We start from the raw sequence: 20776 nt of genomic DNA on the forward strand, positions 1-20776 counted from the left end.
AAATGCGCGGCCGCCCACCAAATGTCAGTCATCCACCGGATGATTGTCCGGGAACGGTGATTGCCTGAACAACGAGGAAGACATGGCGCAGAATATCTACGACCAGCCGGATTTCTTCGCCGGCTACAGCCAGCTTGGCCGTTCGGTCGAAGGCCTGGAGGGTGCCGCCGAATGGCCGGCGTTGCGTGCGATACTGCCTGAAGTCGCCGGCACAAGAATCGTCGACCTCGGCTGCGGCTTCGGCTGGTTCTGCCGCTGGGCGCATGAGAAAGGGGCGCGAGAGATCCTTGGCCTGGACCTGTCGGAGAAGATGCTCGCCCGGGCGAGAGCCGCCAGCCCGGACACCGGCATCACCTATGAGCGGGCCGATCTCGACCAACTCAGCCTGCCGCCAGGCGCCTTCGATCTCGCCTACAGCTCGCTTGCGCTCCATTATGTCGAAGACGTCGCGCGGCTGTTCGAGACTGTGCATCGAGCCCTTTCGCCCGGCGGCCATTTCGTCTTCTCGACGGAACATCCGATCTACATGGCGCCGACCAAACCCGGCTGGCTGATCGATGCCGAAGGCCGCAAGACGTGGCCCGTCGACCGGTATCTGGTTGAAGGCCCTCGCAAGACCGACTGGCTTGCCAAGGGCGTGGTCAAATATCACCGCACGATCGGCACCACGCTGAACAGCCTGATCCGGTCCGGCTTCACCATAGAGCATGTCGAGGATTTCTGTCCGACTGCCGAGCAGATCGCGGCCAGGCCGGAACTGGCGGAAGAACTAGAGCGGCCGATGTTCCTGCTGGTTTCGGCGCGGCGATAGCGCCGGCGCCAGCCATCGGCCGGGCGCGCGGCGGCGGCTCCAGATTTGCTGTCGCCCGACGCGCAATTCTAGGCTATTCAGGCCGTTGACTCGCTTTCCCTCCAGACCAGTCCCTCCCCATGTCAGGCCTGCTTCTCGATCCGTGGTTCTACGCGGCCGCCATTCCGGCGGTCATTCTGGTCGGCCTGTCCAAGGGCGGGTTCGGCGGCGCCGTCGGCTTCGTCGGCGTGCCGCTGATGGCATTGACCATGCCGCCGGTGCAGGCGGCTGCCATCCTGCTGCCCATCCTGTGCCTGATGGACATCGTCTCGGTGTGGACCTGGTGGGGCGTTTACGACCGCAAGATGCTGGTCGACATGATGCCGGGCGCCGTCATCGGAATCGGCCTCGGCTGGCTGACAGCTGCCCTGGTCACCGAGGAGGCGGTGCGGCTCATCGTCGGCGCCGTCGCCATCATCTTCGTGCTGCGCTGGCTCTATTTGCAGTTTCGCCATGGCTCGAGCCATGCCGCCGAACCCAACCGCGTGGCTGCCGCCCTGTGGGGCGCCGTCGCCGGCTTCACCAGCTTCGTCGCCCATGTCGGCGGCCCGCCCTTCCAGGTCTACGCCTTGCCTATCCGGCTCGACCCCAAGGTGCTCTCGGGCACGGCGGCGATCTTCTTTGCCGCCACCAATGCGTTGAAGCTCGTGCCCTATTTCGCACTCGGCCAGTTCGACACCGCCAACCTGACGGCATCCGCTGCGCTGATGCCGCTGGCGCCGCTGTCGACCATCGCCGGCGCATGGCTGGTGCGGCGCATGCGGCCGGAGATTTTCTACCCCTTCACCTACGCCACGGTGGCGGTGGTGGCGCTGAAGCTGCTGTGGGACGGCGTCGCCGGCCTCATTTAGCAGGCGAGGCGGCTGTTCAGCCGCTCTCAGCGTTTGGGGGATCAGGCGGCGCTGGGCACAAGGCGACGGCTTCCGCCGAAGGCCAGCATGGCGCCCGCCACCAGGACCAGCACCATGCCGGCGAGAATGCCGATGTCATCCGCGGTCGGCTTGAGCACCATGTCGGCGACGATCACCAGCATCACCGCATAGTCGAAGCGTGCCGCGCTCATCATGCGCTGGCCAATGGCAAGCACGGAAGGCGTGACGCCTTCCGTGGCGATCATCGCAGCCATGCGCTCGCCGGTCGGCTTGAAGATGAACATGCCGATCGAGAAGGTGGTGGCGTAGCCGACCAGGCCGATGATGATCCAAAGATCGGAGAAGCCGACCCAGAAGCCGCACATGACAAGGCCGAAGAGCAAGGTAAGCATCGACATCGGTGCGAAGAAACGCCCGCCCAACTGCCCACTGGCACGCATCGCCTGAAGCTTGTCCTCGATGTTGCCGGCGCGCTCGGCAAGCATACCGAGCAGAAACAGTACGAAGCCGCCGCCGACCCACAAGGTGGCTGAGACGATGTGGAGAAATTTGACGATCGAATACCAGTCCATCGGTTGCTCCTGGAATATTTTCGGGTTGCCGCGGCGGAGCGGACATGCGCCAGCCGTCAGAGGAGCGGGCGTTTAGCGCAGCGCCTGTTTCGGAACGATGTCGCGAAAAACCGCCTGTGTTTCGGCGGTTCGACCGGCGCGGCTCCCGGCAACAGCCCGGTGCGCGGTTTCGCCAGAGCGAATTTCGAAACAGGCTCCTAGCCTGAAGCGAGGTTTGGTCCGTGTGCTGTTACGGCACAGGAGCGGGGCGTTCGGTCAAAAAACATCGGCGCCGTTAAGGGTCCATTAAGCTTTACAGGCGTTTACTATGTCCATCCAGTGATCTGGATTCTTACCGAGTGGTTGGAGCCACTTTGTTTGACGCCTCCCTGTTAAACTCCTGAGAGCCGCCTTATCCGCGGCTCTTTTTTTGTCCGCATTCCAGCGACATTGCGCGCACGGGATCGCTGTTAACCTTCTGTTAAACATGTGCTTGCCTTCACCCCTGGCGAAGCGCATTTTCAAGCTTCAGTCTTATAGGGTCCCGGGTGTATCGGCAGTGAGCCGAATCGGCCGGTTGCAAGTGCAGGGGCGTATCCATGAACGAGGCTTCGAAGGGCAGTGCGAAAACCGTCAAACTGGCGGAGCGCCGGGTTTTTTCGCACTCCTTCAAACCGCTCTACCAGGAAGGCATGGGCCTGGTCGAACAGGCAGCGGAATATCTCGACGGCAAGGGCCGGGCCGAGGCCAAGAAGCTATCGCGGCTGGCCGCCACGCTCTACGCGGCCGAATCGATGCGGCTGACCACCAGGCTGATGCAGGTTGCCTCGTGGCTGCTTTTGCAGCGCGCGGCCAATTCCGGCGAGATGACCCGCGACCAGGTCGCTTCGGAAAAATCCAAGGTGCGCCTCGACACGGCTTCCGCCCATAACGAGGCGGCCGGCTGGGCCGAACTGCCCGACGATTTCCTCGACCTCGTCACCCGCTCGCTGCGCCTGCAGGCGCTGGTGCGCCGCATGGACGAGGAGATCTACGGCGCCAGCGCCATGGTAGACATGCAGCCCGTGGCCCGCCGGGCCAATCCGGTTTCGGACCAGATCAGCCTGCTCAACACGGCTTTCGCCCGCAATTAGCTCCGTTTCTGGTTTGTTCACATTTTGCTGGCATCGCTGTCCGCCGGAGGTAAACTCGCCGGATGGGGGACGCGATTCGCATTATCGGGATTGATCCGGGGCTCAGGCGCACCGGCTGGGGCATCGTAGAGAGCCTCGGTAATTCCTTGCGCTTCGTCGCTTCCGGCACCGTGCGCTCCGAGGACAAGGCGGCGCTGGCAACGCGGCTTTGCCAGTTGCATGACGGGCTCGCCGAGGTTCTGCATGCGGCCATGCCGCACGAAGCGGCCGTCGAACAGACCTTCGTCAACAAGGACGCGGTGGCGACGCTGAAGCTCGGCCAGGCGCGCGGCATCGCCATGCTGGTGCCGGCGCGCGCCGGCCTCGTCGTCGCCGAATATGCGCCCAACGCCGTCAAAAAGGCGGTGATTGGCGTCGGCCATGGCGACAAGAAGCAAATCCACATGATGGTGAAGGTGCTGCTGCCGAAAGCGACCTTCGACACCGAACATGCCGCGGACGCGCTGGCGATCGCGATTTGCCACGCGCATCACCGGCAAAGCGTTGCTTACCGGATGGCGGCATTGGCATCATGAGAGGCTTTGCGGAATGATCGGCAAGCTCAAGGGCACGTTGGACGAGATCGACGAGGATCATTGCCTCGTCGACATCCATGGCGTCGGCTATGTCGCTTATTGCTCGGCGCGCACGTTGGCAGCATTGCCTTCTCCCGGCGAAGCGGTGGTGCTGTTCATCGAGACCTATGTGCGCGAGGATATGCTGCGCCTTTATGGCTTCCAGTCGCAGCTCGAGCGCGAGTGGTTTCGGCTGCTGATGAACAATGTGCCGGGCGTCGGCGCCAAGGTGGCGCTGGCCATCCTGTCGACGCTGACGCCGGCCGACCTCGCCAATGCGATCGCGCTGCGCGACATCGCCATGGTCAGCCGTGCGCCGGGTGTCGGCAAGAAAGTGGCCGAGCGCATCGTCACCGAATTGAAGAACAAGGCGCCGGCCTATGCCGGCGCCGCCTCCGGAACCATCGGCCTGAAACAGGAACTCGGCGATGGCGTGGCGCCCGCGCCGATCACCGATGCCGTCTCGGCGCTGGTCAACCTCGGCTATTCGCGCGACACCGCCGCCAATGCGGTATCGGCGGCGCTGAAGACGGCGGGCGAGGACGCGGACGCCTCGAAGCTGATCCGCTTCGGGCTGAAGGAACTGGCGCGGTGAGGGCTCGCTTGTCCGTTTCCCGGCCATATGCGAGGAAGACGGCATGAGCCTAGCGCCCCGCCTGATTGCTCCCGAAAAACGCGGCGAGGATGCCGAGCAGACCTTGCGGCCGCAGACGCTTGACGATTTCGTCGGCCAGGCGGCGGTGCGGGCCAACCTCAAAGTGTTCATCGAGGCCGCCAAGGGCCGCAACGAGGCGCTCGACCATGTGCTGTTCGTCGGCCCGCCGGGGCTCGGCAAGACCACGCTGGCGCAGATCATGGCGCGCGAGCTCGGCGTCAATTTCCGCTCGACCTCCGGCCCGGTCATCGCCAAGGCCGGCGATCTCGCGGCACTGCTCACCAATCTCGAAGAAGGCGACGTGCTGTTCATCGACGAGATCCACCGGCTGAACCCGGCGGTGGAGGAGATCCTCTACCCGGCGATGGAGGATTTCCAGCTCGACCTGATCATCGGCGAGGGGCCGGCGGCGCGTTCGGTCAAGATCGACCTTGCCCGGTTCACGCTGGTCGCCGCCACGACGCGGCTTGGCCTGCTCACCAATCCGCTGCGCGACCGTTTCGGCATTCCGGTGCGGCTTAATTTCTATACGGTCGAGGAATTGGAACAGATCGTGCGGCGCGGTGCGCGCATCCTGCAAATGCCGCTCGGCGACGATGGCGCGCTCGAGATCGCGCGGCGCGCGCGCGGCACGCCACGCATCGCCGGCCGGCTGCTGCGCCGGGTGCGCGATTTCGCTTCGGTGGCCGGCGACGGCCATGTCGACCGCCTGATCGCCGACGAGGCGCTGACCCGGCTGGAGGTCGACGCGCTCGGCCTGGACGCGCTCGACCGCCGGTATCTGTCGATGATCGCCCGCAATTTCGGTGGCGGGCCGGTCGGCATCGAGACGATCGCGGCGGGCCTGTCCGAGCCGCGCGACGCCATCGAAGACATCATCGAGCCCTATCTGATCCAACAGGGCTTCATCCAGCGCACGCCGCGCGGGCGCATGCTGACGGGCAATGCCTGGCGACACCTCGGCCTCGACGCGCCGAAGGATCTCGCGCAGCAGCAGATCAACCTGTTCCAGGAAGAGTAACGGCCAGGCGATCAGGCGCGGGTTCCCAGACCCAGTGATCAAGCATCTGTGAACGTTCTGCGCAAAATCTACTCGTCTTTGCCGATTTGCCGGCGCAATCGTGGACTTTATCGGCGCTGCCTCGCGGCACGCCGCCGTGGTCGAAGTGCCGGAGCCATAGAATGATAACCAGACGCGGGTTCCTGCGCTTCATGGGCGGGTCGTTCCTGTCGGTTGCCGCTTTCAGCGCCTACGCGGTCGGCATCGAGCCGATGCTCCTGACGCATGTGAAGCGCTATGCGCTGACGCCGCCGCACTGGCCGGCGGGGTTGAAGCTGCGTGTCGTCGCCCTGGCCGACATCCATGCCTGCCGGCCGTGGATGACGCAGGAGCGCATCGCATCGCTTGCCGAAGAGGCGAATGCCTTGCAACCGGACCTGATCGTGCTGCTTGGCGACTACATCGCCGGCATGCGCCTGGTTTCGCAAAGAGTGACGCCTCCGCAATGGGCGGGCGCCCTGTCAGGGCTCAAGGCGCCGCTTGGCGTGCTGTCGATCCTTGGCAACCACGACTGGTGGAACGACGGCTTCGCGCAGCGGGCAGGGGTTGGTCCGACGATCGCGCGCAAGGCATTGGAGAAGGTCGGCATTCCGGTGCTCGAGAACGACGCCGTGCGCCTGGAAAAGGATGGGCATGGTGTCTGGATCGCGGGGCTCGCCGATCAGCTGGCCCTGCTGCCGACCAAAAAGGGCGACAGGCCCAAGGGGCTGGACGATCTCGACGGCACGCTGGCCAAGGTCCGCGATAGCTCGCCTGTCATCTTGCTGGCGCACGAGCCGGATATCTTCCCGAAAGTGCCGTGGCGGGTTTCGCTGACGCTGTCGGGACACACCCATGGCGGGCAGGTGCGGCTGTTCGGTTATTCGCCGATCGTGCCGTCGCGTTACGGCAATCGCTACGCCTACGGCCATGTCGTGGAAAGCGACCGCAACCTGATCGTCTCAGGCGGACTTGGCTTCAGCAATTTGCCCATCCGTTTCGGAATGCGTCCGGAAATCCTGTCGATCGACCTCGGCTGATGCGTGGTTCAGCGCAGGTTGCGGATTGCCTTCATCACGTCCGGCTCGGCCTTGTCGCCATTGAAGGCGTCGACGATGCCGAACGCGCCGCCATAGCTCCACACCGACCATGAGAAACCGTGCGCCTCGGCGCGGGCAATCATGTCGCTGACATAGGCGGCGCGGTACTGTGCCGGCACCACGTAGGAATTGCCGTATTCCTGGCGGATCATGCCGAACTCGCCCAGCGTGATGTTTTCCGGCTTGATGCTGTTGGCCTTCGCCCACGCCTCGACCTTTTTGAACGGCGCGTCCATGAGGCCGTCGAGCTTGTCGGGGCTGTCCATGCTAGCGACCTGTTCGTCGAGATAAGCAAGCAGGCCGCTCTGCCGTGTCCATGGCGCCTCAGCCTTGATCCGGGCGCGGATGGTGTCCAGCGTCATGTCGAGCTGCGCCTTCGGCACTGATGTCAGCGGATAGGGAAGGCCGGTCACATAAGGGATGAAGTCGCCGGCCCAGGTCGCGCCCTGATGGGTGAGCAGGAACGGATCGTAGGAATGGAAGGTCCAGATGACGTTGTCGTCGGGGATGGCCTTCGGATCGATCTTCTCCAGCGACGACGCGGCGGAATAGCAGGCCCCGGACAGCACCAAGGTGAGTTTCGTCGCCGAGGATCGGGCGGCGGCGAACAATTTCTGCTGGCGGTCGGGCCACAGGCTGGTGCCGTCGCTGTCGCAATCGACGATCGGTTCGTTCATCAATTCGAAGGCGACCTTCTTGGGATCCTCACCGGCCAGGGTGCGGGCCATCTTGCGCACCATGTCGACATAAAGCTCGAAGGTCTGCGGGTCCTCCATCACCTCAGCCATGCCGATCTTGCGGCTGCCGCCAGCCGGGATCAGATGCATGTCGACGATCACCTTCAGGCCGGCGCGATTGATCATGCGCACCGAGTCCAGCACGCTGGCGTAGAGGTCATCGCGCAGAGCCGTTGTCTGATCGGACAGCAAGGGCGAAGGGTCGACCGGCATGCGCAGGAAATCGAAGCCGGCCTGCTTCAGTGCCTCGAGATCGTCCTCCCCAAGGAACTTGCGCCACTCAGGAAAGGGCAGGATGGCCTTGGCGTCGCCCCACTGATCCTCGCCAGGCCAGGTGACCCACTGATCGAGGTTGAGGCCACGCTTCATCGTAAAAGTCGCCGCCTGGCCGGGCCACGCCAGGGCCACGAGCACCAGCAGCGCCGCCATCAAACTCTTGATCATCGCCGTCAACAGTGCCATCCGATGCTTTGTCGCGTGGAGGACTGGTGCCTCGTCGGGGCTGAAAAAGGAAGCGCAATGGACGATCATGGTGAATCGGCGACGCTGCTGGCCGGGCTCTCCGGCGTACTGACCGCGTCCGGACACCGGCTGATGGCGCGGGTCTACTATGCCGACACCGATTTTTCGGGCGTCGTCTACCACGCGCGTTATCTCGAATTCCTCGAGCGCGGCCGCTCCGACTATCTCAGGCTCACCGGCGTGCATCACACCGAACTTGCCGATGGCAAGCATGGCGAAAGAATAGTCTGGGTGGTGCGGCGCATGGAGATCGACTTTCGTATCCCAGCCCGCATCGACGACATCCTGACCGTCGACACCCGCACCGAGGCCATTTCCGGAGCTCGCATCTTCATGGCGCAGCAGCTCAAACGCGGCGACGAGGTGCTGGTCGAAGCCAAGGTCGAGGCGGCGATCATAGGCGAGAATGGCCGGCCGAGACGCTTCCCCAAGGAATGGATCGCGGCGTTCATGCCCAGGTCTGGTGCGTAGGCTGATTGAACGGATTGCCCATGGCGGCGCTAAAGCTCATCAATCTGGTTTTCAGCGGGGGTGGCGCGCCAGAAAATAGTATGACAGTGTCATACACTGTGCTATGAAGAAGGGCAAGGAAACATTCGCCATGAGAACCAGCAAGCCCATAAGCGTAACGCTCGGACGCCAGCAGAGCAGCCTCGACGCCCGCCTGGCGTCGGGAGCGTATGATTCCGCGAGCGAAGTCATGCGTGCCGCGCTTCGCGCCCTTGACCGCGAGGAACAGGTCATCGCCGCCATCATGCGAGCCAAGGTGCAGGAGGCTCTCGACGATCCGCGCGCGGACATCCCTGCCGAGGACGTGTTCAAGGCATTGCGCGAGCACCATGCAGACCGGATGAAGGTCGCCACGCGTGACGAATAGGGCCATTTTCAGACCCTCGGCGCAATCCGATCTCTTTGCCATTTACAATTACATCGAAAAGGAAAGCAGTGCCGCGCGTGCCGGTGGCTATATCGACCGCATTGAGGCAGCATGCATGGCGCTATCCACGTTCCCGGAACGTGGCATCGTTCGCGACGCCGTCGGATCCGGCGTCCGCGTCGTCGGCTTCGAACGTCGTGCGTCGATCCTGTTTCGGGTCGACGCAGAGCAGGTGCTGATCCTGCGTATCCTCTATGGCGGGCAGGACTACCCCACCTATTATGTGGACGAAACGGACTTCTAGCCGCATCGCACAAACCTTATGTCTGCCCTTATGTCTGCGCCCCGGCCACGCCATCGGGCGCGGCAATGCGCCGCGCCTTACGGACTAACCCATCCTTAACCATAACGGTTCATGAAGAGATTGGTGAAGATTGGCGCTATCCAGCGCCTTCCTTTCACCAATATTTGCCCCGAAAAGGCCGCGAAAGGCTCGACTTGGGGTGCCCGGTAGCTTCGTGCGAACCGAACACAAGGGATGCCAGGGGCCAGCCGCCAGCTTCGCCCGGAAATCTTAAGGACGTAACGATGGAAAATATCGCACTCGCCGAACCGGGCGCGCAATTGTCGATTTGGGCGCTGTTCATGCAGGCCAGCTGGGTGGTCAAGCTGGTCATGATCGGGCTGCTTTGTGCCTCGGTCTGGACCTGGGCGATCATCATCGACAAGCTGGTTGCCTATGGCCGCATGCGGCTGGCTCTCAACCGCTTCGAGCAGGTCTTCTGGTCCGGGCAGTCGCTGGAGGAACTCTACCGCACGCTCGCCGACCGCAAGACGTCAGGCATGGGCGCCATTTTCGTCGCCGCCATGCGCGAGTGGAAGAAGAGCTTCGAGAAAGGCGCGAAAACGCCGCTCGGGCTGCAAACCCGCATCGACAAGGCCATGGACCTGGCCCTGACCCGCGAGATGGAGAAGTTGGAGGGGCGCCTCGGCTTCCTCGCCACCACCGGCTCGGCCGCCCCCTTTATCGGCCTGTTCGGCACCGTCATCGGCATCATGACCTCGTTCCAGGCCATCGCCGGTTCCAAGAACACCAGCCTTGCGGTGGTCGCGCCCGGCATCGCCGAGGCACTGCTGGCGACGGCCATCGGCCTGCTCGCCGCCATTCCCGCCGTCATCGCCTACAACAAACTGTCGTCCGACGCGAGCAAGATAGCGGTGCGCATGGAAGGGTTCTCCGACGAGTTCTCCGCCATACTCTCGCGCCAAATCGATGAAAAAGTCGCGCCGAAGGCCTGAGGAGCACAAAAGATGGGTATGTCCGTAGGCATGGCAGGGCGCGGCGGGCGCGGCCACCGGCGGCGCGGCCGTCACCATGGGCTGATGTCGGAAATCAACGTCACGCCGATGGTCGACGTCATGCTGGTGCTGTTGATCATCTTCATGGTCGCCGCACCGATGCTGACGGTTGGCGTGCCGATCGACCTGCCGGATACGCAGGCCAAGGCGATGAACGCCGACACGCAGCCGATCACCGTCTCGATCGATGCCGCGGGTAAGATCTATCTGCAGGAGACCGAGATTCCGATCGAGGAGTTGGTAGCCAAGCTGCAGGCGATCTCGAAGACCGGCTATGAGGAGCGCATCTTTATTCGTGGCGACAAATCCACCGACTACGGCACGGCGATGAAGGTGATGGCCCGCATTTCGGCCGCCGGCTACAAGAACATCGGCCTGGTTTCACTGCAGGAACAGGATCAGTAGACAAGACGATGAAGACCGGCCTCACCACATCGGTGATCCTGCACACGGCGGTGCTGGCCTTCGGCCTGTTCACCCTGTCGGCTCCGGCCGCGCTGCCGTCGGCCGATGTCGAGTCGGTCGCGGTCGATATCGTGCCGATGGAAGCCATCGCGCAGACATTGCAGGGCGACAAGAAGGCCGTGATGCATGAAAAGCCGGCGCCGTTGCCGACGCAGCGTCCCGATATCGTGCCGGATGCGCAGAAGGTCGGCGAGAACAGCGTCGACACCGACAAGCCGATAACGCCGGAAGCCAAGCCCAAGCCGGTCGATACGACCTCGGCTCCGCCGCCTGCGCCGACTCCCAAGGAAGCGCCGAAGACCGAGGACGTGCCGAAGCCACAGGAAAAGCCCAAGCCCATTCCGGCGACGGAAGTGGCGCCGGCGCCGCAGCCCAAGGAAGAGGTCAAGCCCGAGCCGGTCAAGCAGGTGGAGCCCAAGCCGACGCCGGCCAAGCCGACGCCGGCCAAGCCGGCGCCGACCCCGCCGCCGCAGGACAAGACCGCCGCTATCGATCCGACGCCCGAGGTCAAGCCTGATGCGGTCGCCGAGGCCATAGCGAAGGACCCGCCGACCGAAGAGACCCAATTGCCGAGTTCGGCGCCGGCGCCGGAAGCGCGGCCGAAGCCGCAGCCGGCACAAGCGGAAAGCGCCAAGGCGCCGGACCGCAAGGATGCCGACAAGCCGGTCAAGGAAGCGTCGTCCAAGCCTAAGTCCGACGACAAGCAGTTCAACGCCGACGAAATCTCTGCTCTCCTCGACAAGCAGAAGCCGTCCGGCGGCGGCGCCAAGCGTTCGACCCAGCAAGCCTCGCTCGGCGGTGACAAGGATCAGGGCCAGAAGCTCTCGAAGTCCGAACAGGGGGCTCTGGAAAGCCAGCTGGGCGGCTGCTGGACGCTGCCGGCCGGGCTGGAAGGCTCGGAGAGTTTCGTCGTGGTGGTGCGCTTCAACCTGGACAACTCCGGCAAGCTCGATGGTCGTCCGTCCGTAGAAAAATCGAGCGGCAACCGGCAGTTCGATGAGAGCGCGGTCCGTGCGGTGCAGAAATGCGACGTGGCCGGGCTGCAGGTTCCCGCCGGCAAGCAAGACATCTGGAACGACATCCGGGTCACCTTCGATCCAAGGGAAATGCTCGGCCTCTAGGCCCTGACATCCGAAAATCAGTATGAGAAGCGAGAAGACATGAAATCAATCCTCAAGCCGCTCCTGATGATCGCAGCGATGGCGATGGGCATGACCGCCGCCGGCACGCTGCCGGCACTGGCGCTGGTCGAGCTCAACGTCAACAAGGGCAATGTCGAGCCGTTGCCGATCGCCATCACGGATTTCCAGGGCGGCGATGCGCTTGGTGCCCAGATCTCGCAAATCATCACCGCCGATCTCAAGCGCTCCGGCCTGTTCGCGCCGATCGACAAGAGTGCCTTCATCGAGAAGATCTCGAATCCGGATGCCGCACCCCGCTTCGACGACTGGAAGGTGATCAACGCCCAGGCGCTGGTCACCGGCAGCGTCAGCAAGGAGGCCGATGGGCGCATCCGCGCTCAGTACCGGTTGTGGGATACTTTTGCCGGCCAGCAGATGTCGGGCGAGCAGTTCTTCGCCAACGACGCCAACCAGCGTCGTGTCGCCCACATCATTGCCGACGCCATCTACGAGCGGCTGACCGGCGAGAAGGGCTATTTCGACACGCGCGTCGTCTTCATCGACGAGTCCGGCGCCAAGAACGCGCGCAAGAAGCGCCTTGCCATCATGGACCAGGACGGCGCCAACGTCCGTTACCTCTCGGACGGCCGGTCGATCGTGCTGACGCCGCGCTTCTCGCCGAACCGGCAAGAGATCACCTACATGTCCTATGAAAGCGGCCAGCCGCGGGTCTATCTCCTGCAGATCGAGACCGGGCAGCGCGAACTCGTCGGCAACTTCCCCGGCATGACGTTCGCGCCGCGCTTCTCGCCCGACGGCCAGAAGGTGATCATGAGCCTGCTGCGCGACGACGGCAATTCCAACATCTTCGCCATGGATCTGCGCAGCCGCTCGACGACGCGGCTGACCAACTCGACCGCCATCGACACCTCGCCTTCCTATTCGCCGGACGGCAGCAAGGTCGTGTTCACATCCGACCGCGGCGGCCGCGCGCAGATCTACGTGATGGGCGCGGACGGCTCCGGCCAGACCCGCATCTCCTTCGGCGACGGCGTCTATTCGACGCCGGTGTGGTCGCCGCGCGGTGACCTCATCGCCTTCACCAAGCAGACCGGCGGCGAATTCCAGATCGGCGTCATGAAGACCGACGGTTCGGGCGAGCGCATCCTGTCGTCGGGCTTCCAGCAGGAAGGGCCGACTTGGGCGCCGAACGGCCGCGTCCTGATGTTCTTCCGCGACGCCAATGGCGGTCCGAAACTCATTTCGGTCGATCTCACCGGCCGCAACGAGCAGCCGATCCCGACTTCGAATTTTGCGTCCGATCCGGCCTGGTCGCCGCTGCTTGAGTAGGTTCGGCTGAATTGCCACACATGCTGAAAAGGGGCCGTTTCGGCCCCTTTTCCACGCCTTCGTCGCGTTTTGGCCGTATTTCCGCCTAGGGTCCGCGCCAATTGTGACCCCGGGGATAACAGCTGCGGACGGGTAGCTAAACCTAATATTAACCGTGTTTCTTGAATGCCGGTTAACCCAAACGTGGTTACTGGGTGATCAACGAAATCACTCGAATACGATCACTCGAAATACGAAGGAGAGGCGGCATGGGCCGTATCGCAGCACTTACCAGAAACCCGGTCATGATCGCGCTGGTGGCGATGCTCGCCATCGCCGGTTGCGCCTCGAAGAAGACGCCGAACAGCGCCGCTGATCTCGGCCTCAACGGCGCGGGTGCCGCAACGCCCGGCTCGGCGCAGGACTTCACCGTCAACATCGGCGACCGCATCTTCTTCGACACGGACTCGTCCTCGATCCGCGCCGATGCGCAGACGACGCTCGCCCGGCAGGCGCAGTGGCTGAACCAGTACAAGCAGTATGCCATCGTCGTCGAAGGCCATGCCGACGAACGCGGCACGCGCGAATACAATCTGGCACTCGGTGCCCGCCGCGCCGCCGCCGCCCGCGACTTCCTCGTTTCCAAGGGTGTCGCTTCCAGCCGCTTGAAGACCATTTCCTACGGCAAGGAACGCCCGGTCGCGGTGTGCGACGACATCTCGTGCTGGTCGCAGAACCGCCGTGCGGTCACCACGCTCAGCGGCGCCGGTTCCTGATCGGCGCAGGGCCGTCCAGGCTGCGCCAGGAGAAGGCGCGGCGGTAGCGGCAGAAATGCAACACAGCTTTGCGAAAGGCGGCCCCTGCGGCCGCCTTTTTCATATCCGGCTGCCCGAAACAAAATTTGGCCGAAGTCTCGCGCCCTGCTATGAGCCGAGGGCGCTTGGCTGGTCTCATGGTGATTGGAAGGCGCGGACAACTAACGACACACGCGAGAGGCACATGCATTTGAGATCGGTTCTGAGCGGCACGCTTGCGCTGCTGCTCCTATCAGGCGTCACAGCCTCGGCTAGCGGCTTGGGGACTGGCGGCGGGGGGCAATCAACCGACAGCGGCTTTTCCTTCCATCTGCCGTCGATCGAGTTGCCCAGCCTGTTCGGCGACAAGAAGAAACCGGACCAGGTCCAGCTTGCACAGCAGTCGAACGGCGCCGGCGCAACCGCGCTCGAGGATCAGCTGCGGCAGATGAACGGCAAGATCGAGGAACTCAATTTCCAGATCCTGCAGATGCAGGAACAGATCCGCAAGCAGCAGGAAGACAACGAGTTCCGCTTCCAGCAGCTCGAAGGCGGGGCGCAAGGCGGACAAGCACCGGCACAGAAGAAGTCGGATGCCGGCACCAACAACGACGTGGCCTCGGCCCCCGCGACCCAGGCGCCGGCCGATGCCGGCGCCGCGGCCGGCAGCGATCAGTCCGCCGGCGGCAAGACGGTCGAGGACGTCATCGTCGAATCGCCCGATGGCGACCCGGGCAAGGTGATCCCTGGAAAGGGAGCACCGGAAAAGACCTTTGGTTCCATCACCGTCGACAAGAACGGCAATGTGATCGACGCCGGCGGCAACACCCAGGCGACCGCGCCGGCACAGGATGCCGCTCCGGCCACCGGTGCGCCGGCCAAGGCCGGCAAGTCCGACGGCACGGTGGTCGCGGCGCTGCCCGCCACCAACGATCCGGAGGAGCTTTACCGCAATTCCTATCAGTTCATCCTGTCGGGCGACTACGGCACGGCCGAGCAGGGGTTCCGCGATCACATCTCGCGCTTCCCCAGGGATGCCAAGACGGCCGACGCGCATTACTGGCTGGGCGAGTCGCTGCTGGGCCAGCAGAAATTCCGCGACGCGGCAGAGGTTTTCCTCGCCGCCAGCAAGGACTATCCCAAGGCCAAGAAGGCGCCGGACATGCTCTTGAAGCTCGGCGTGTCGCTGGTCGGTCTCAAGCAGCATGACGTCGCCTGCGCCACTTTCGGCGAGATCGGCAAGCGGTATCCCGACATTTCCAGCGCCCTCAAGGAACGCGTCAAGCAGGAGAAGGCACTGGCTGCGTGCTGATTTTTCGTCTGCATGTCCCAGCCCAAGAACCGGGATGTTGATGCTCGATTCCGGGCCTGATCTTTCGACCAGACTTTTTTCGCATATCGATTTCACCAACGGCGCTGTTGCGGCCGTATCCGGCGGCAGCGATTCGACCGCCCTGCTTCTGCTTCTCAAACATCATCTCGATCGATCCGCGCCGTCCGCCAAGCTGTTGGCGGTGACCATCGACCATGGCCTGCGGCAGGACTCGGCGGCGGAGGCGCAAGCCGTGGCGAAGCTCTGCGCGGAGCGGGGCATCGCCCACCGCACCATGATCTGGTCCGGGCGCAAGCCTTCGACCGGTCTGCCGGCGGCGGCACGGGAGGCGCGCTACCGGTTGCTGGCAAGCGCTGCCCGCGCGGAAGGCATCGGCCTGATCGTGACCGGCCACACCGCCGACGACCAGGCCGAGACGGTGCTGATGCGCCACGCCCGCGACGGGAGCCTGGGCCATGTACAGGGTCGGGGGCTGGCCGGCATGGCGCCGGCCACGCTCTACGACTGGCGCGAATGGATCGTGCGGCCGCTGCTGGGCACGCGGCGCGCGGCACTGCGCGATTTCCTGCAAAGCAAACATGTCGGCTGGGCAGAGGATCCGACCAACAGCGACGAGAGCTTCGAGCGACCGCGCGTGAGAGCGGCACTTGCCGGCGACAATGTCCGCCGCATGGACGAGGCTTTGGTCCTGGCCAGCCAGGCTGCCATCGAGCGCGGACAGCTTGGTCTCGATGCTGCCGACCTGATCCGGCGTTTTGCCAGCCAGCCAGCCACGGGCCTTGTGCGCCTCGACCCGCAACTGCTCTCGACCGGCGACGAGCGCGCGGCCATCTATGCGTTGCGTATCCTGCTGGCGACCGTCGGAGGGCTTGCCTTCCTGCCGGACCAGACCCGCGGCGAGGTGCTGTTCGGCCGGCTGAAGGCCGGATTTCTTTGTGCCACATTGTCGCGGACGGTGGTCGATTTCCGGCGTGCCGGTATCTTCCTGCGCCGCGAGGCGCGTGGCTTGCCGCCCGCCGCCGCGGCCATCGACAACACCATCTGGGATGGCCGCCGCCACATCACATTGAACGACAGCTCCGCCGAATTGTTGATCGCGCCGCTGGGTGCGGCAGCAGCGAAGCGGCTGTCGATCGACGCGGGAGAAACCCCGGCAAGCCTGATGCGCGCTGCGTTGGCTGCGGAACCGACATCGCGGCAAGCCTTTGAAAACCCTGATGTGCCGCAGGGCGAACCGGCATCGCCAGGGTTCGACGCGCGGCCGGTCGTTGCGCCTTTTGCCCGCTTCCTGCCATCCTTCGACCTGGCGCCGGCGCGGGCCATCGCCGGCCTGATTGACGCGCCATCGCTTCCCGCCTTGCCTTCCGGCGGCCACAGTGCCGGTTGACGGTGGTCGAAAGCTTAACCCAGACATGCTGTTCTGCTTGGCAAGGGGGGACGCTCTCCCTATGTTAGGCGCAAGTTTCCTCTCATGATGCTGTCCGCAAGCGGACGCCAACGGGACAATTGATGAATCCGAACTATCGCAACCTCGCGCTCTGGGCGATCATAGCGGTCCTGCTCATCGCCCTGTTCAATCTGTTCCAGACGCCGCAGACGCGCGGGGCTTCGAGCGATGTGCCTTATTCGCAGTTCCTCCAGGATGTCGGCGCCGGCCGGGTCAAGACGGTGACCATCGCGGGTGCCCGCATCACCGGCACCTACACCGACAATTCCAGCGGCTTCCAGACCTATTCACCCGGCGATCCCCAGCTCGTTTCGCGGCTGCAGGACAAGAACGTCATCATCAACGCGCGGCCAGAGACCGACGGCTCCAACTCGCTGTTCGGTTACCTGATCTCCTGGCTGCCGATGATCCTTATTCTCGGTGTCTGGATATTCTTCATGCGCCAGATGCAGTCCGGATCCGGGCGCGCCATGGGTTTTGGCAAGTCGAAGGCCAAGCTTCTGACCGAGGCGCATGGCCGCGTCACCTTCCAGGACGTCGCCGGCGTCGACGAAGCCAAGGAAGACTTGGAAGAGATCGTCGAATTCCTGCGCGATCCGCAGAAGTTCCAGCGCCTCGGCGGCAAGATTCCGCGCGGCGTGCTGCTGGTCGGCCCTCCCGGCACCGGCAAGACGCTGCTTGCCCGCTCGGTCGCCGGCGAAGCCAACGTGCCGTTCTTCACCATTTCAGGCTCGGACTTCGTCGAGATGTTCGTCGGCGTCGGCGCCAGCCGCGTGCGCGACATGTTCGACCAGGCCAAGAAGAATGCGCCCTGCATCATCTTCATCGACGAAATCGACGCTGTCGGCCGCCATCGCGGCGCCGGCCTCGGCGGTGGCAATGACGAGCGCGAGCAGACGCTGAACCAGCTGCTGGTCGAGATGGACGGTTTCGAGTCCAACGAAAGCATCATTCTGATCGCCGCCACCAACCGTCCCGACGTGCTCGATCCGGCGCTGTTGCGTCCGGGCCGTTTCGACCGCCAGGTGGTGGTTCCGAATCCCGACATCGTCGGCCGCGAGAAGATCCTCAAGGTGCATGTGCGCAACGTGCCTCTGGCACCCAATGTCGATCTCAAGGTCGTGGCCCGCGGCACGCCCGGCTTTTCCGGCGCCGACCTGATGAACCTCGTCAACGAATCGGCGCTGATGGCGGCGCGGCGTAACAAGCGCCTCGTCACCATGGCTGAGTTCGAGGACGCCAAGGACAAGATCATGATGGGCGCGGAGCGCCGCTCGTCGGCCATGACCCAGGCCGAGAAGGAGCTGACCGCTTATCACGAGGCGGGTCACGCCATCCTGGCGCTCAACGTGCCGTCGGCCGATCCGCTGCACAAGGCCACCATCATCCCGCGCGGCCGCGCGCTCGGAATGGTCATGCAGTTGCCGGAAGGCGATCGCTATTCGATGAGCTACAAATACATGATCTCGCGCCTCGCCATCATGATGGGTGGCCGCGTCGCCGAGGAGTTCAAGTTCGGCAAGGAGAACATCACCTCGGGCGCGTCCTCCGACATCGAGCAGGCGACCAAACTGGCACGCGCCATGGTCACGCGCTGGGGCTTCTCCGACAAGCTCGGCCATGTCGCCTATGGCGACAACCAGGAGGAAGTCTTCCTCGGCCATTCGGTGGCGCGCACGCAGAACATCTCGGAAGAGACCGCGCAGATCATCGACGCCGAAGTGCGCCGCCTGATCGACGAGGCCTATTCGACGGCGAAGTCCATCCTGACCAAGAAGAAGAAGGAATGGATCGCACTGGCGCAGGGCCTGCTCGAATACGAGACGCTGTCGGGCGACGAGATCAAGCAACTGATCGCGGGCAACAAGCCCGCGCGAGATTTGGGGGATGATACCCCTCCGAGCCGCGGCTCGGCCGTGCCGAAGTCCGGTGGTCGCCGCAAGAAGGGGCCCGAGCCCGAAGGCGGCATGGAGCCGCAGCCGTCAAGCTGAATGCGCTGCACCTTTGCGATGGAGGCGGAATGATTTCAGGTCGATCGACCTGAAATCATTCGCTTTTCAAGCACCCCGCCTGCATTCGCTCAGGCGCTTGGCGCTTCGGGGTTTGCCGGATGGTTCCTCATGATTCAGCTTTCAGCCGCGCATTGCACAGGCTGTAATAGCCGCCGCCCTTCTGGATCCAGCGAAGGCCGTCCAACGTACCCGCCTCCTTGTTGCCGTGGTAACCCTGCAGGCAGGTTTTCATCCGTGCCTTGGCGGGCTTTTCGGTCTTGAACTCGGCGGCGAGGGTAGTCGGGAATGTGACGCCCGCCGGCGCCACGGTGGGGGCGGACGCCGGACTGGCTTCGTCCTTCGGCTGCTGCGCGGTTTTGGCCGTATCTGCGCTGACACCCTCGGCGAGGGACGTCGCGCATTTCTCCTTACGGAAAGCGGCCCAGTCCATGCCGTTCAGTGTGCCGCCCTCCTTGGCGATTCGATAGGTTTCGCCGCATTCCTTCATCGTCAGTGCGCTTGCAGGGGCGACGCTCCAAGAAACCAATGCCGTCGCGGCCAATACCGCCAATTTCAAACTGGACATAAGACCCTCCTAGTTGATAACAAGTTTGACGTCTTTTTGTATACTTTTTGTTCTTGTTATGTTCAACAGGAATCTTTCGCCAAGAGCACACGAACTGATGGGACCGACAACTCGGTCATGTACACAAGCGAGCAAGCCGGGGCGCTGTCACGCGCAACAAAAAGCCCGCGAACCTCGCGGCTCGCGGGCCTATATTTTTTCAGAATGCTGCTGGAGATCAGCTCTTCAGCTTGGCATTGCACAGGCTGTAGAAACCGCCGCCCTTCTGGATCCACTTCAGGCCGCCAAGCGCGTTAGCGTCCTTGAGGGTGTAATACTGGTCAAGGCAGGTATGCATGCGGCCCTTTCCGGGGGTCTCGCTGGCATATTTCGGCGAGATCGCGGACGGGAAGGTAACGCCCTTGGGCGCGACCGTCGTCGGCTTTGCCGGCTCCTTGGTATAGCTCGCCTCGCTGGGGGCAGGCACGGTGTCGTCATCGGAGGCGCCGGCACCGCATTCGGCCTTGCGGAAGTCGTTCCACTTCATGCCGTTCAGCGTGTTCGCCGTCTTGGCAGCCTGGTACTTGGTGCTGCACTCGGCCATGCTCAGGCCCTTGCCGCCGTCTGCGGGAGCCGCGGCTGCCTTTGTGGTGGCCGGCTTGGTCGTGTCGGTGGCAGCGGATGCGCCGGCGGCGCACTCGGCCTTGCGGAAGTCGTTCCACTTCATGCCGTTCAGCGTGCCGGCGGACTTCGCCGCCTGGTACTTGGCGCTGCATTCCTTGGCCGTCAGGCCCTTGGCCGTGCTGTCGGCGGCGGCAGCCTTTGCTGCCTTGGCGGGCTTGGTTTCGGCAGCCTTGGTTTCGGCCTTGGTGGTGGCGGCCGGCTTGGTGCCGGTGGTGGCGGCCGGCTTGGTGTCGGTGGTGGCGGCGGCGTCGGTGCCGCACTGCGCCTTGCGGAACTGGTTCCAGGTCTGTCCGGAAAGGGTCCCCGCGTCCTTGGCCGCGTTATACTTCGTGCTGCATTCGGCCATCGTCAGTGCGTTGGCTGGCGCGGCCAGGAACAACGTCACGACGGCGAGGCCGGTCAAAGTGGCAAGTCGGTGGATGAGCATAGCGTTTCTCCGTTGCAGCAGCCCATGATACGTCCCTGCGAATCAATAACGCTCAACGGTCGGTTGCGCCAGATGCTAAGTAGCGTATATGTCGCCGAAAGCCGGAGCCTCGCGGCAAGGTGATGAAATTGTTCGGACTGTTGGACTTGAGGACAATTTTTTCCAGGTGCATCTACGCTGAAAGGCTAACGTGACTGGTATATTGCGACGTGGCAGTCTCAGCAGGTCAGGTTGTGTGCAGTGCACAACAATGATTTTCTAAGGAATGGTAACATATAATCACACAATGTGATCAAAGGGCGCGGGCCAAT

General features: G+C 63.6%; 22 protein-coding genes. 18 read left to right on the plus strand and 4 right to left on the minus strand.

Annotation, left to right across the window (positions count from 1 at the left end):
- The first annotated feature begins 82 nt into the window (after nucleotides 1-82).
- Together FJ978_RS17460 and FJ978_RS17465 are read left to right on the plus strand one after the other, a co-directional pair.
- On the plus strand, nucleotides 83-811 hold the full coding sequence (locus tag FJ978_RS17460; RefSeq protein WP_140573077.1) for a class I SAM-dependent methyltransferase: 729 nt from the start codon (nucleotides 83-85) through the stop codon (nucleotides 809-811).
- Nucleotides 812-930: 119 nt separating this feature from the next.
- Nucleotides 931-1701, plus strand: a complete 771-nt coding sequence (locus FJ978_RS17465; RefSeq protein WP_140573078.1) for a sulfite exporter TauE/SafE family protein — start codon at nucleotides 931-933, stop codon at nucleotides 1699-1701.
- Nucleotides 1702-1742: 41 nt separating this feature from the next.
- On the opposite strand, the gene FJ978_RS17470 is transcribed toward FJ978_RS17465, so the two are convergent.
- The gene (locus FJ978_RS17470; protein WP_140573079.1) at nucleotides 1743-2294 is read right to left on the minus strand and encodes a DUF2269 family protein; all 552 of its coding nucleotides are present in this window, start codon (nucleotides 2292-2294) and stop codon (nucleotides 1743-1745) included.
- Between the two features lie 578 nt (nucleotides 2295-2872).
- Between FJ978_RS17470 and FJ978_RS17475 the strand changes: the two genes are divergently transcribed.
- The 5 genes from FJ978_RS17475 (at nucleotide 2873) to FJ978_RS17495 (ending at nucleotide 6754) form a co-directional block, all read left to right on the plus strand.
- Nucleotides 2873-3406, plus strand: a complete 534-nt coding sequence (locus tag FJ978_RS17475; protein ID WP_140573080.1) for a DUF1465 family protein — start codon at nucleotides 2873-2875, stop codon at nucleotides 3404-3406.
- Nucleotides 3407-3468: 62 nt separating this feature from the next.
- On the plus strand, nucleotides 3469-3981 hold the full coding sequence (gene ruvC, locus FJ978_RS17480; RefSeq protein WP_013892528.1) for a crossover junction endodeoxyribonuclease RuvC: 513 nt from the start codon (nucleotides 3469-3471) through the stop codon (nucleotides 3979-3981).
- Between the two features lie 13 nt (nucleotides 3982-3994).
- On the plus strand, nucleotides 3995-4615 hold the full coding sequence (gene ruvA, locus FJ978_RS17485) for a Holliday junction branch migration protein RuvA (RefSeq protein ID WP_013892529.1): 621 nt from the start codon (nucleotides 3995-3997) through the stop codon (nucleotides 4613-4615).
- 43 nt (nucleotides 4616-4658) lie between these two features.
- Nucleotides 4659-5696, plus strand: coding sequence for a Holliday junction branch migration DNA helicase RuvB (gene ruvB / locus FJ978_RS17490; RefSeq protein WP_013892530.1), 1038 nt, complete (start codon nucleotides 4659-4661; stop codon nucleotides 5694-5696).
- Between the two features lie 161 nt (nucleotides 5697-5857).
- Nucleotides 5858-6754 carry a metallophosphoesterase gene (locus FJ978_RS17495; protein WP_140573081.1) on the plus strand — a complete coding sequence of 299 codons (897 nt, stop codon included), beginning with the start codon at nucleotides 5858-5860 and terminating at the stop codon, nucleotides 6752-6754.
- 8 nt (nucleotides 6755-6762) lie between these two features.
- Here the strand turns inward: FJ978_RS17495 and FJ978_RS17500 are convergent, their stop codons facing one another.
- Nucleotides 6763-8013 (minus strand): cellulase family glycosylhydrolase, encoded by a 1251-nt coding sequence (locus tag FJ978_RS17500; RefSeq protein WP_140573082.1) that lies wholly within the window; start codon nucleotides 8011-8013, stop codon nucleotides 6763-6765.
- Nucleotides 8014-8070: 57 nt separating this feature from the next.
- Here FJ978_RS17500 and ybgC point away from each other — a divergent pair, with 57 nt between their 5' ends.
- From ybgC to ftsH, 11 genes are all read left to right on the plus strand, one after another.
- Nucleotides 8071-8544, plus strand: a complete 474-nt coding sequence (ybgC, locus tag FJ978_RS17505; protein WP_140573083.1) for a tol-pal system-associated acyl-CoA thioesterase — start codon at nucleotides 8071-8073, stop codon at nucleotides 8542-8544.
- A gap of 130 nt (nucleotides 8545-8674) precedes the next feature.
- On the plus strand, nucleotides 8675-8950 hold the full coding sequence (locus tag FJ978_RS17510; RefSeq protein ID WP_140573084.1) for a type II toxin-antitoxin system ParD family antitoxin: 276 nt from the start codon (nucleotides 8675-8677) through the stop codon (nucleotides 8948-8950).
- Nucleotides 8940-9254 (plus strand): type II toxin-antitoxin system RelE/ParE family toxin, encoded by a 315-nt coding sequence (locus FJ978_RS17515; protein ID WP_140573085.1) that lies wholly within the window; start codon nucleotides 8940-8942, stop codon nucleotides 9252-9254. Before FJ978_RS17510 ends, FJ978_RS17515 begins: the two co-directional genes overlap by 11 nt.
- A 284-nt stretch (nucleotides 9255-9538) precedes the next feature.
- Nucleotides 9539-10249 carry a protein TolQ gene (gene tolQ / locus FJ978_RS17520; protein ID WP_023766137.1) on the plus strand — a complete coding sequence of 237 codons (711 nt, stop codon included), beginning with the start codon at nucleotides 9539-9541 and terminating at the stop codon, nucleotides 10247-10249.
- 12 nt (nucleotides 10250-10261) lie between these two features.
- Nucleotides 10262-10714, plus strand: coding sequence for a protein TolR (gene tolR, locus FJ978_RS17525; protein WP_013892535.1), 453 nt, complete (start codon nucleotides 10262-10264; stop codon nucleotides 10712-10714).
- 8 nt (nucleotides 10715-10722) lie between these two features.
- Nucleotides 10723-11895 carry a TonB family protein gene (locus tag FJ978_RS17530; RefSeq protein ID WP_140573086.1) on the plus strand — a complete coding sequence of 391 codons (1173 nt, stop codon included), beginning with the start codon at nucleotides 10723-10725 and terminating at the stop codon, nucleotides 11893-11895.
- A gap of 66 nt (nucleotides 11896-11961) precedes the next feature.
- Nucleotides 11962-13245: a Tol-Pal system beta propeller repeat protein TolB gene (tolB, locus tag FJ978_RS17535; RefSeq protein WP_246678160.1), complete on the plus strand. Its 1284-nt coding sequence runs from the start codon at nucleotides 11962-11964 to the stop codon at nucleotides 13243-13245.
- A 248-nt stretch (nucleotides 13246-13493) separates the two neighbouring features.
- Nucleotides 13494-14000, plus strand: coding sequence for a peptidoglycan-associated lipoprotein Pal (gene pal / locus FJ978_RS17540; RefSeq protein WP_013892538.1), 507 nt, complete (start codon nucleotides 13494-13496; stop codon nucleotides 13998-14000).
- Between the two features lie 223 nt (nucleotides 14001-14223).
- Nucleotides 14224-15330, plus strand: a complete 1107-nt coding sequence (gene ybgF, locus FJ978_RS17545) for a tol-pal system protein YbgF (protein WP_140573088.1) — start codon at nucleotides 14224-14226, stop codon at nucleotides 15328-15330.
- A 40-nt stretch (nucleotides 15331-15370) separates the two neighbouring features.
- Nucleotides 15371-16738, plus strand: a complete 1368-nt coding sequence (gene tilS / locus FJ978_RS17550; RefSeq protein ID WP_140573150.1) for a tRNA lysidine(34) synthetase TilS — start codon at nucleotides 15371-15373, stop codon at nucleotides 16736-16738.
- A 122-nt stretch (nucleotides 16739-16860) separates the two neighbouring features.
- Nucleotides 16861-18789, plus strand: a complete 1929-nt coding sequence (gene ftsH, locus FJ978_RS17555) for an ATP-dependent zinc metalloprotease FtsH (protein WP_140573089.1) — start codon at nucleotides 16861-16863, stop codon at nucleotides 18787-18789.
- A 127-nt stretch (nucleotides 18790-18916) separates the two neighbouring features.
- Here the strand turns inward: ftsH and FJ978_RS17560 are convergent, their stop codons facing one another.
- Together FJ978_RS17560 and FJ978_RS17565 are read right to left on the minus strand one after the other, a co-directional pair.
- Nucleotides 18917-19375 carry a hypothetical protein gene (locus FJ978_RS17560; protein WP_140573090.1) on the minus strand — a complete coding sequence of 153 codons (459 nt, stop codon included), beginning with the start codon at nucleotides 19373-19375 and terminating at the stop codon, nucleotides 18917-18919.
- Between the two features lie 217 nt (nucleotides 19376-19592).
- Entirely contained in the window at nucleotides 19593-20465 is an 873-nt protein-coding gene (locus tag FJ978_RS17565; protein ID WP_140573091.1) for a hypothetical protein, read from the minus strand.
- Nucleotides 20466-20776 lie beyond the last annotated feature (311 nt).

This window comes from Mesorhizobium sp. B1-1-7, from assembly GCF_006442705.1.
GTDB lineage: Bacteria > Pseudomonadota > Alphaproteobacteria > Rhizobiales > Rhizobiaceae > Mesorhizobium > Mesorhizobium opportunistum.

Coding starts and splice junctions, on each gene's coding strand:
- FJ978_RS17460 (WP_140573077.1), top strand. CDS start 83: ATGGCGCAGAATATCTACGACCAGCCGGATTTCTTCGCCGGCTACAGC.
- FJ978_RS17465 (WP_140573078.1), top strand. CDS start 931: ATGTCAGGCCTGCTTCTCGATCCGTGGTTCTACGCGGCCGCCATTCCG.
- FJ978_RS17470 (WP_140573079.1), bottom strand. CDS start 2,294: ATGGACTGGTATTCGATCGTCAAATTTCTCCACATCGTCTCAGCCACC.
- FJ978_RS17475 (WP_140573080.1), top strand. CDS start 2,873: ATGAACGAGGCTTCGAAGGGCAGTGCGAAAACCGTCAAACTGGCGGAG.
- ruvC (WP_013892528.1), top strand. CDS start 3,469: ATGGGGGACGCGATTCGCATTATCGGGATTGATCCGGGGCTCAGGCGC.
- ruvA (WP_013892529.1), top strand. CDS start 3,995: ATGATCGGCAAGCTCAAGGGCACGTTGGACGAGATCGACGAGGATCAT.
- ruvB (WP_013892530.1), top strand. CDS start 4,659: ATGAGCCTAGCGCCCCGCCTGATTGCTCCCGAAAAACGCGGCGAGGAT.
- FJ978_RS17495 (WP_140573081.1), top strand. CDS start 5,858: ATGATAACCAGACGCGGGTTCCTGCGCTTCATGGGCGGGTCGTTCCTG.
- FJ978_RS17500 (WP_140573082.1), bottom strand. CDS start 8,013: ATGGCACTGTTGACGGCGATGATCAAGAGTTTGATGGCGGCGCTGCTG.
- ybgC (WP_140573083.1), top strand. CDS start 8,071: ATGGACGATCATGGTGAATCGGCGACGCTGCTGGCCGGGCTCTCCGGC.
- FJ978_RS17510 (WP_140573084.1), top strand. CDS start 8,675: ATGAGAACCAGCAAGCCCATAAGCGTAACGCTCGGACGCCAGCAGAGC.
- tolQ (WP_023766137.1), top strand. CDS start 9,539: ATGGAAAATATCGCACTCGCCGAACCGGGCGCGCAATTGTCGATTTGG.
- tolR (WP_013892535.1), top strand. CDS start 10,262: ATGGGTATGTCCGTAGGCATGGCAGGGCGCGGCGGGCGCGGCCACCGG.
- FJ978_RS17530 (WP_140573086.1), top strand. CDS start 10,723: ATGAAGACCGGCCTCACCACATCGGTGATCCTGCACACGGCGGTGCTG.
- tolB (WP_246678160.1), top strand. CDS start 11,962: ATGATCGCAGCGATGGCGATGGGCATGACCGCCGCCGGCACGCTGCCG.
- pal (WP_013892538.1), top strand. CDS start 13,494: ATGGGCCGTATCGCAGCACTTACCAGAAACCCGGTCATGATCGCGCTG.
- ybgF (WP_140573088.1), top strand. CDS start 14,224: ATGCATTTGAGATCGGTTCTGAGCGGCACGCTTGCGCTGCTGCTCCTA.
- tilS (WP_140573150.1), top strand. CDS start 15,371: ATGCTCGATTCCGGGCCTGATCTTTCGACCAGACTTTTTTCGCATATC.
- ftsH (WP_140573089.1), top strand. CDS start 16,861: ATGAATCCGAACTATCGCAACCTCGCGCTCTGGGCGATCATAGCGGTC.
- FJ978_RS17560 (WP_140573090.1), bottom strand. CDS start 19,375: ATGTCCAGTTTGAAATTGGCGGTATTGGCCGCGACGGCATTGGTTTCT.
- FJ978_RS17565 (WP_140573091.1), bottom strand. CDS start 20,465: ATGCTCATCCACCGACTTGCCACTTTGACCGGCCTCGCCGTCGTGACG.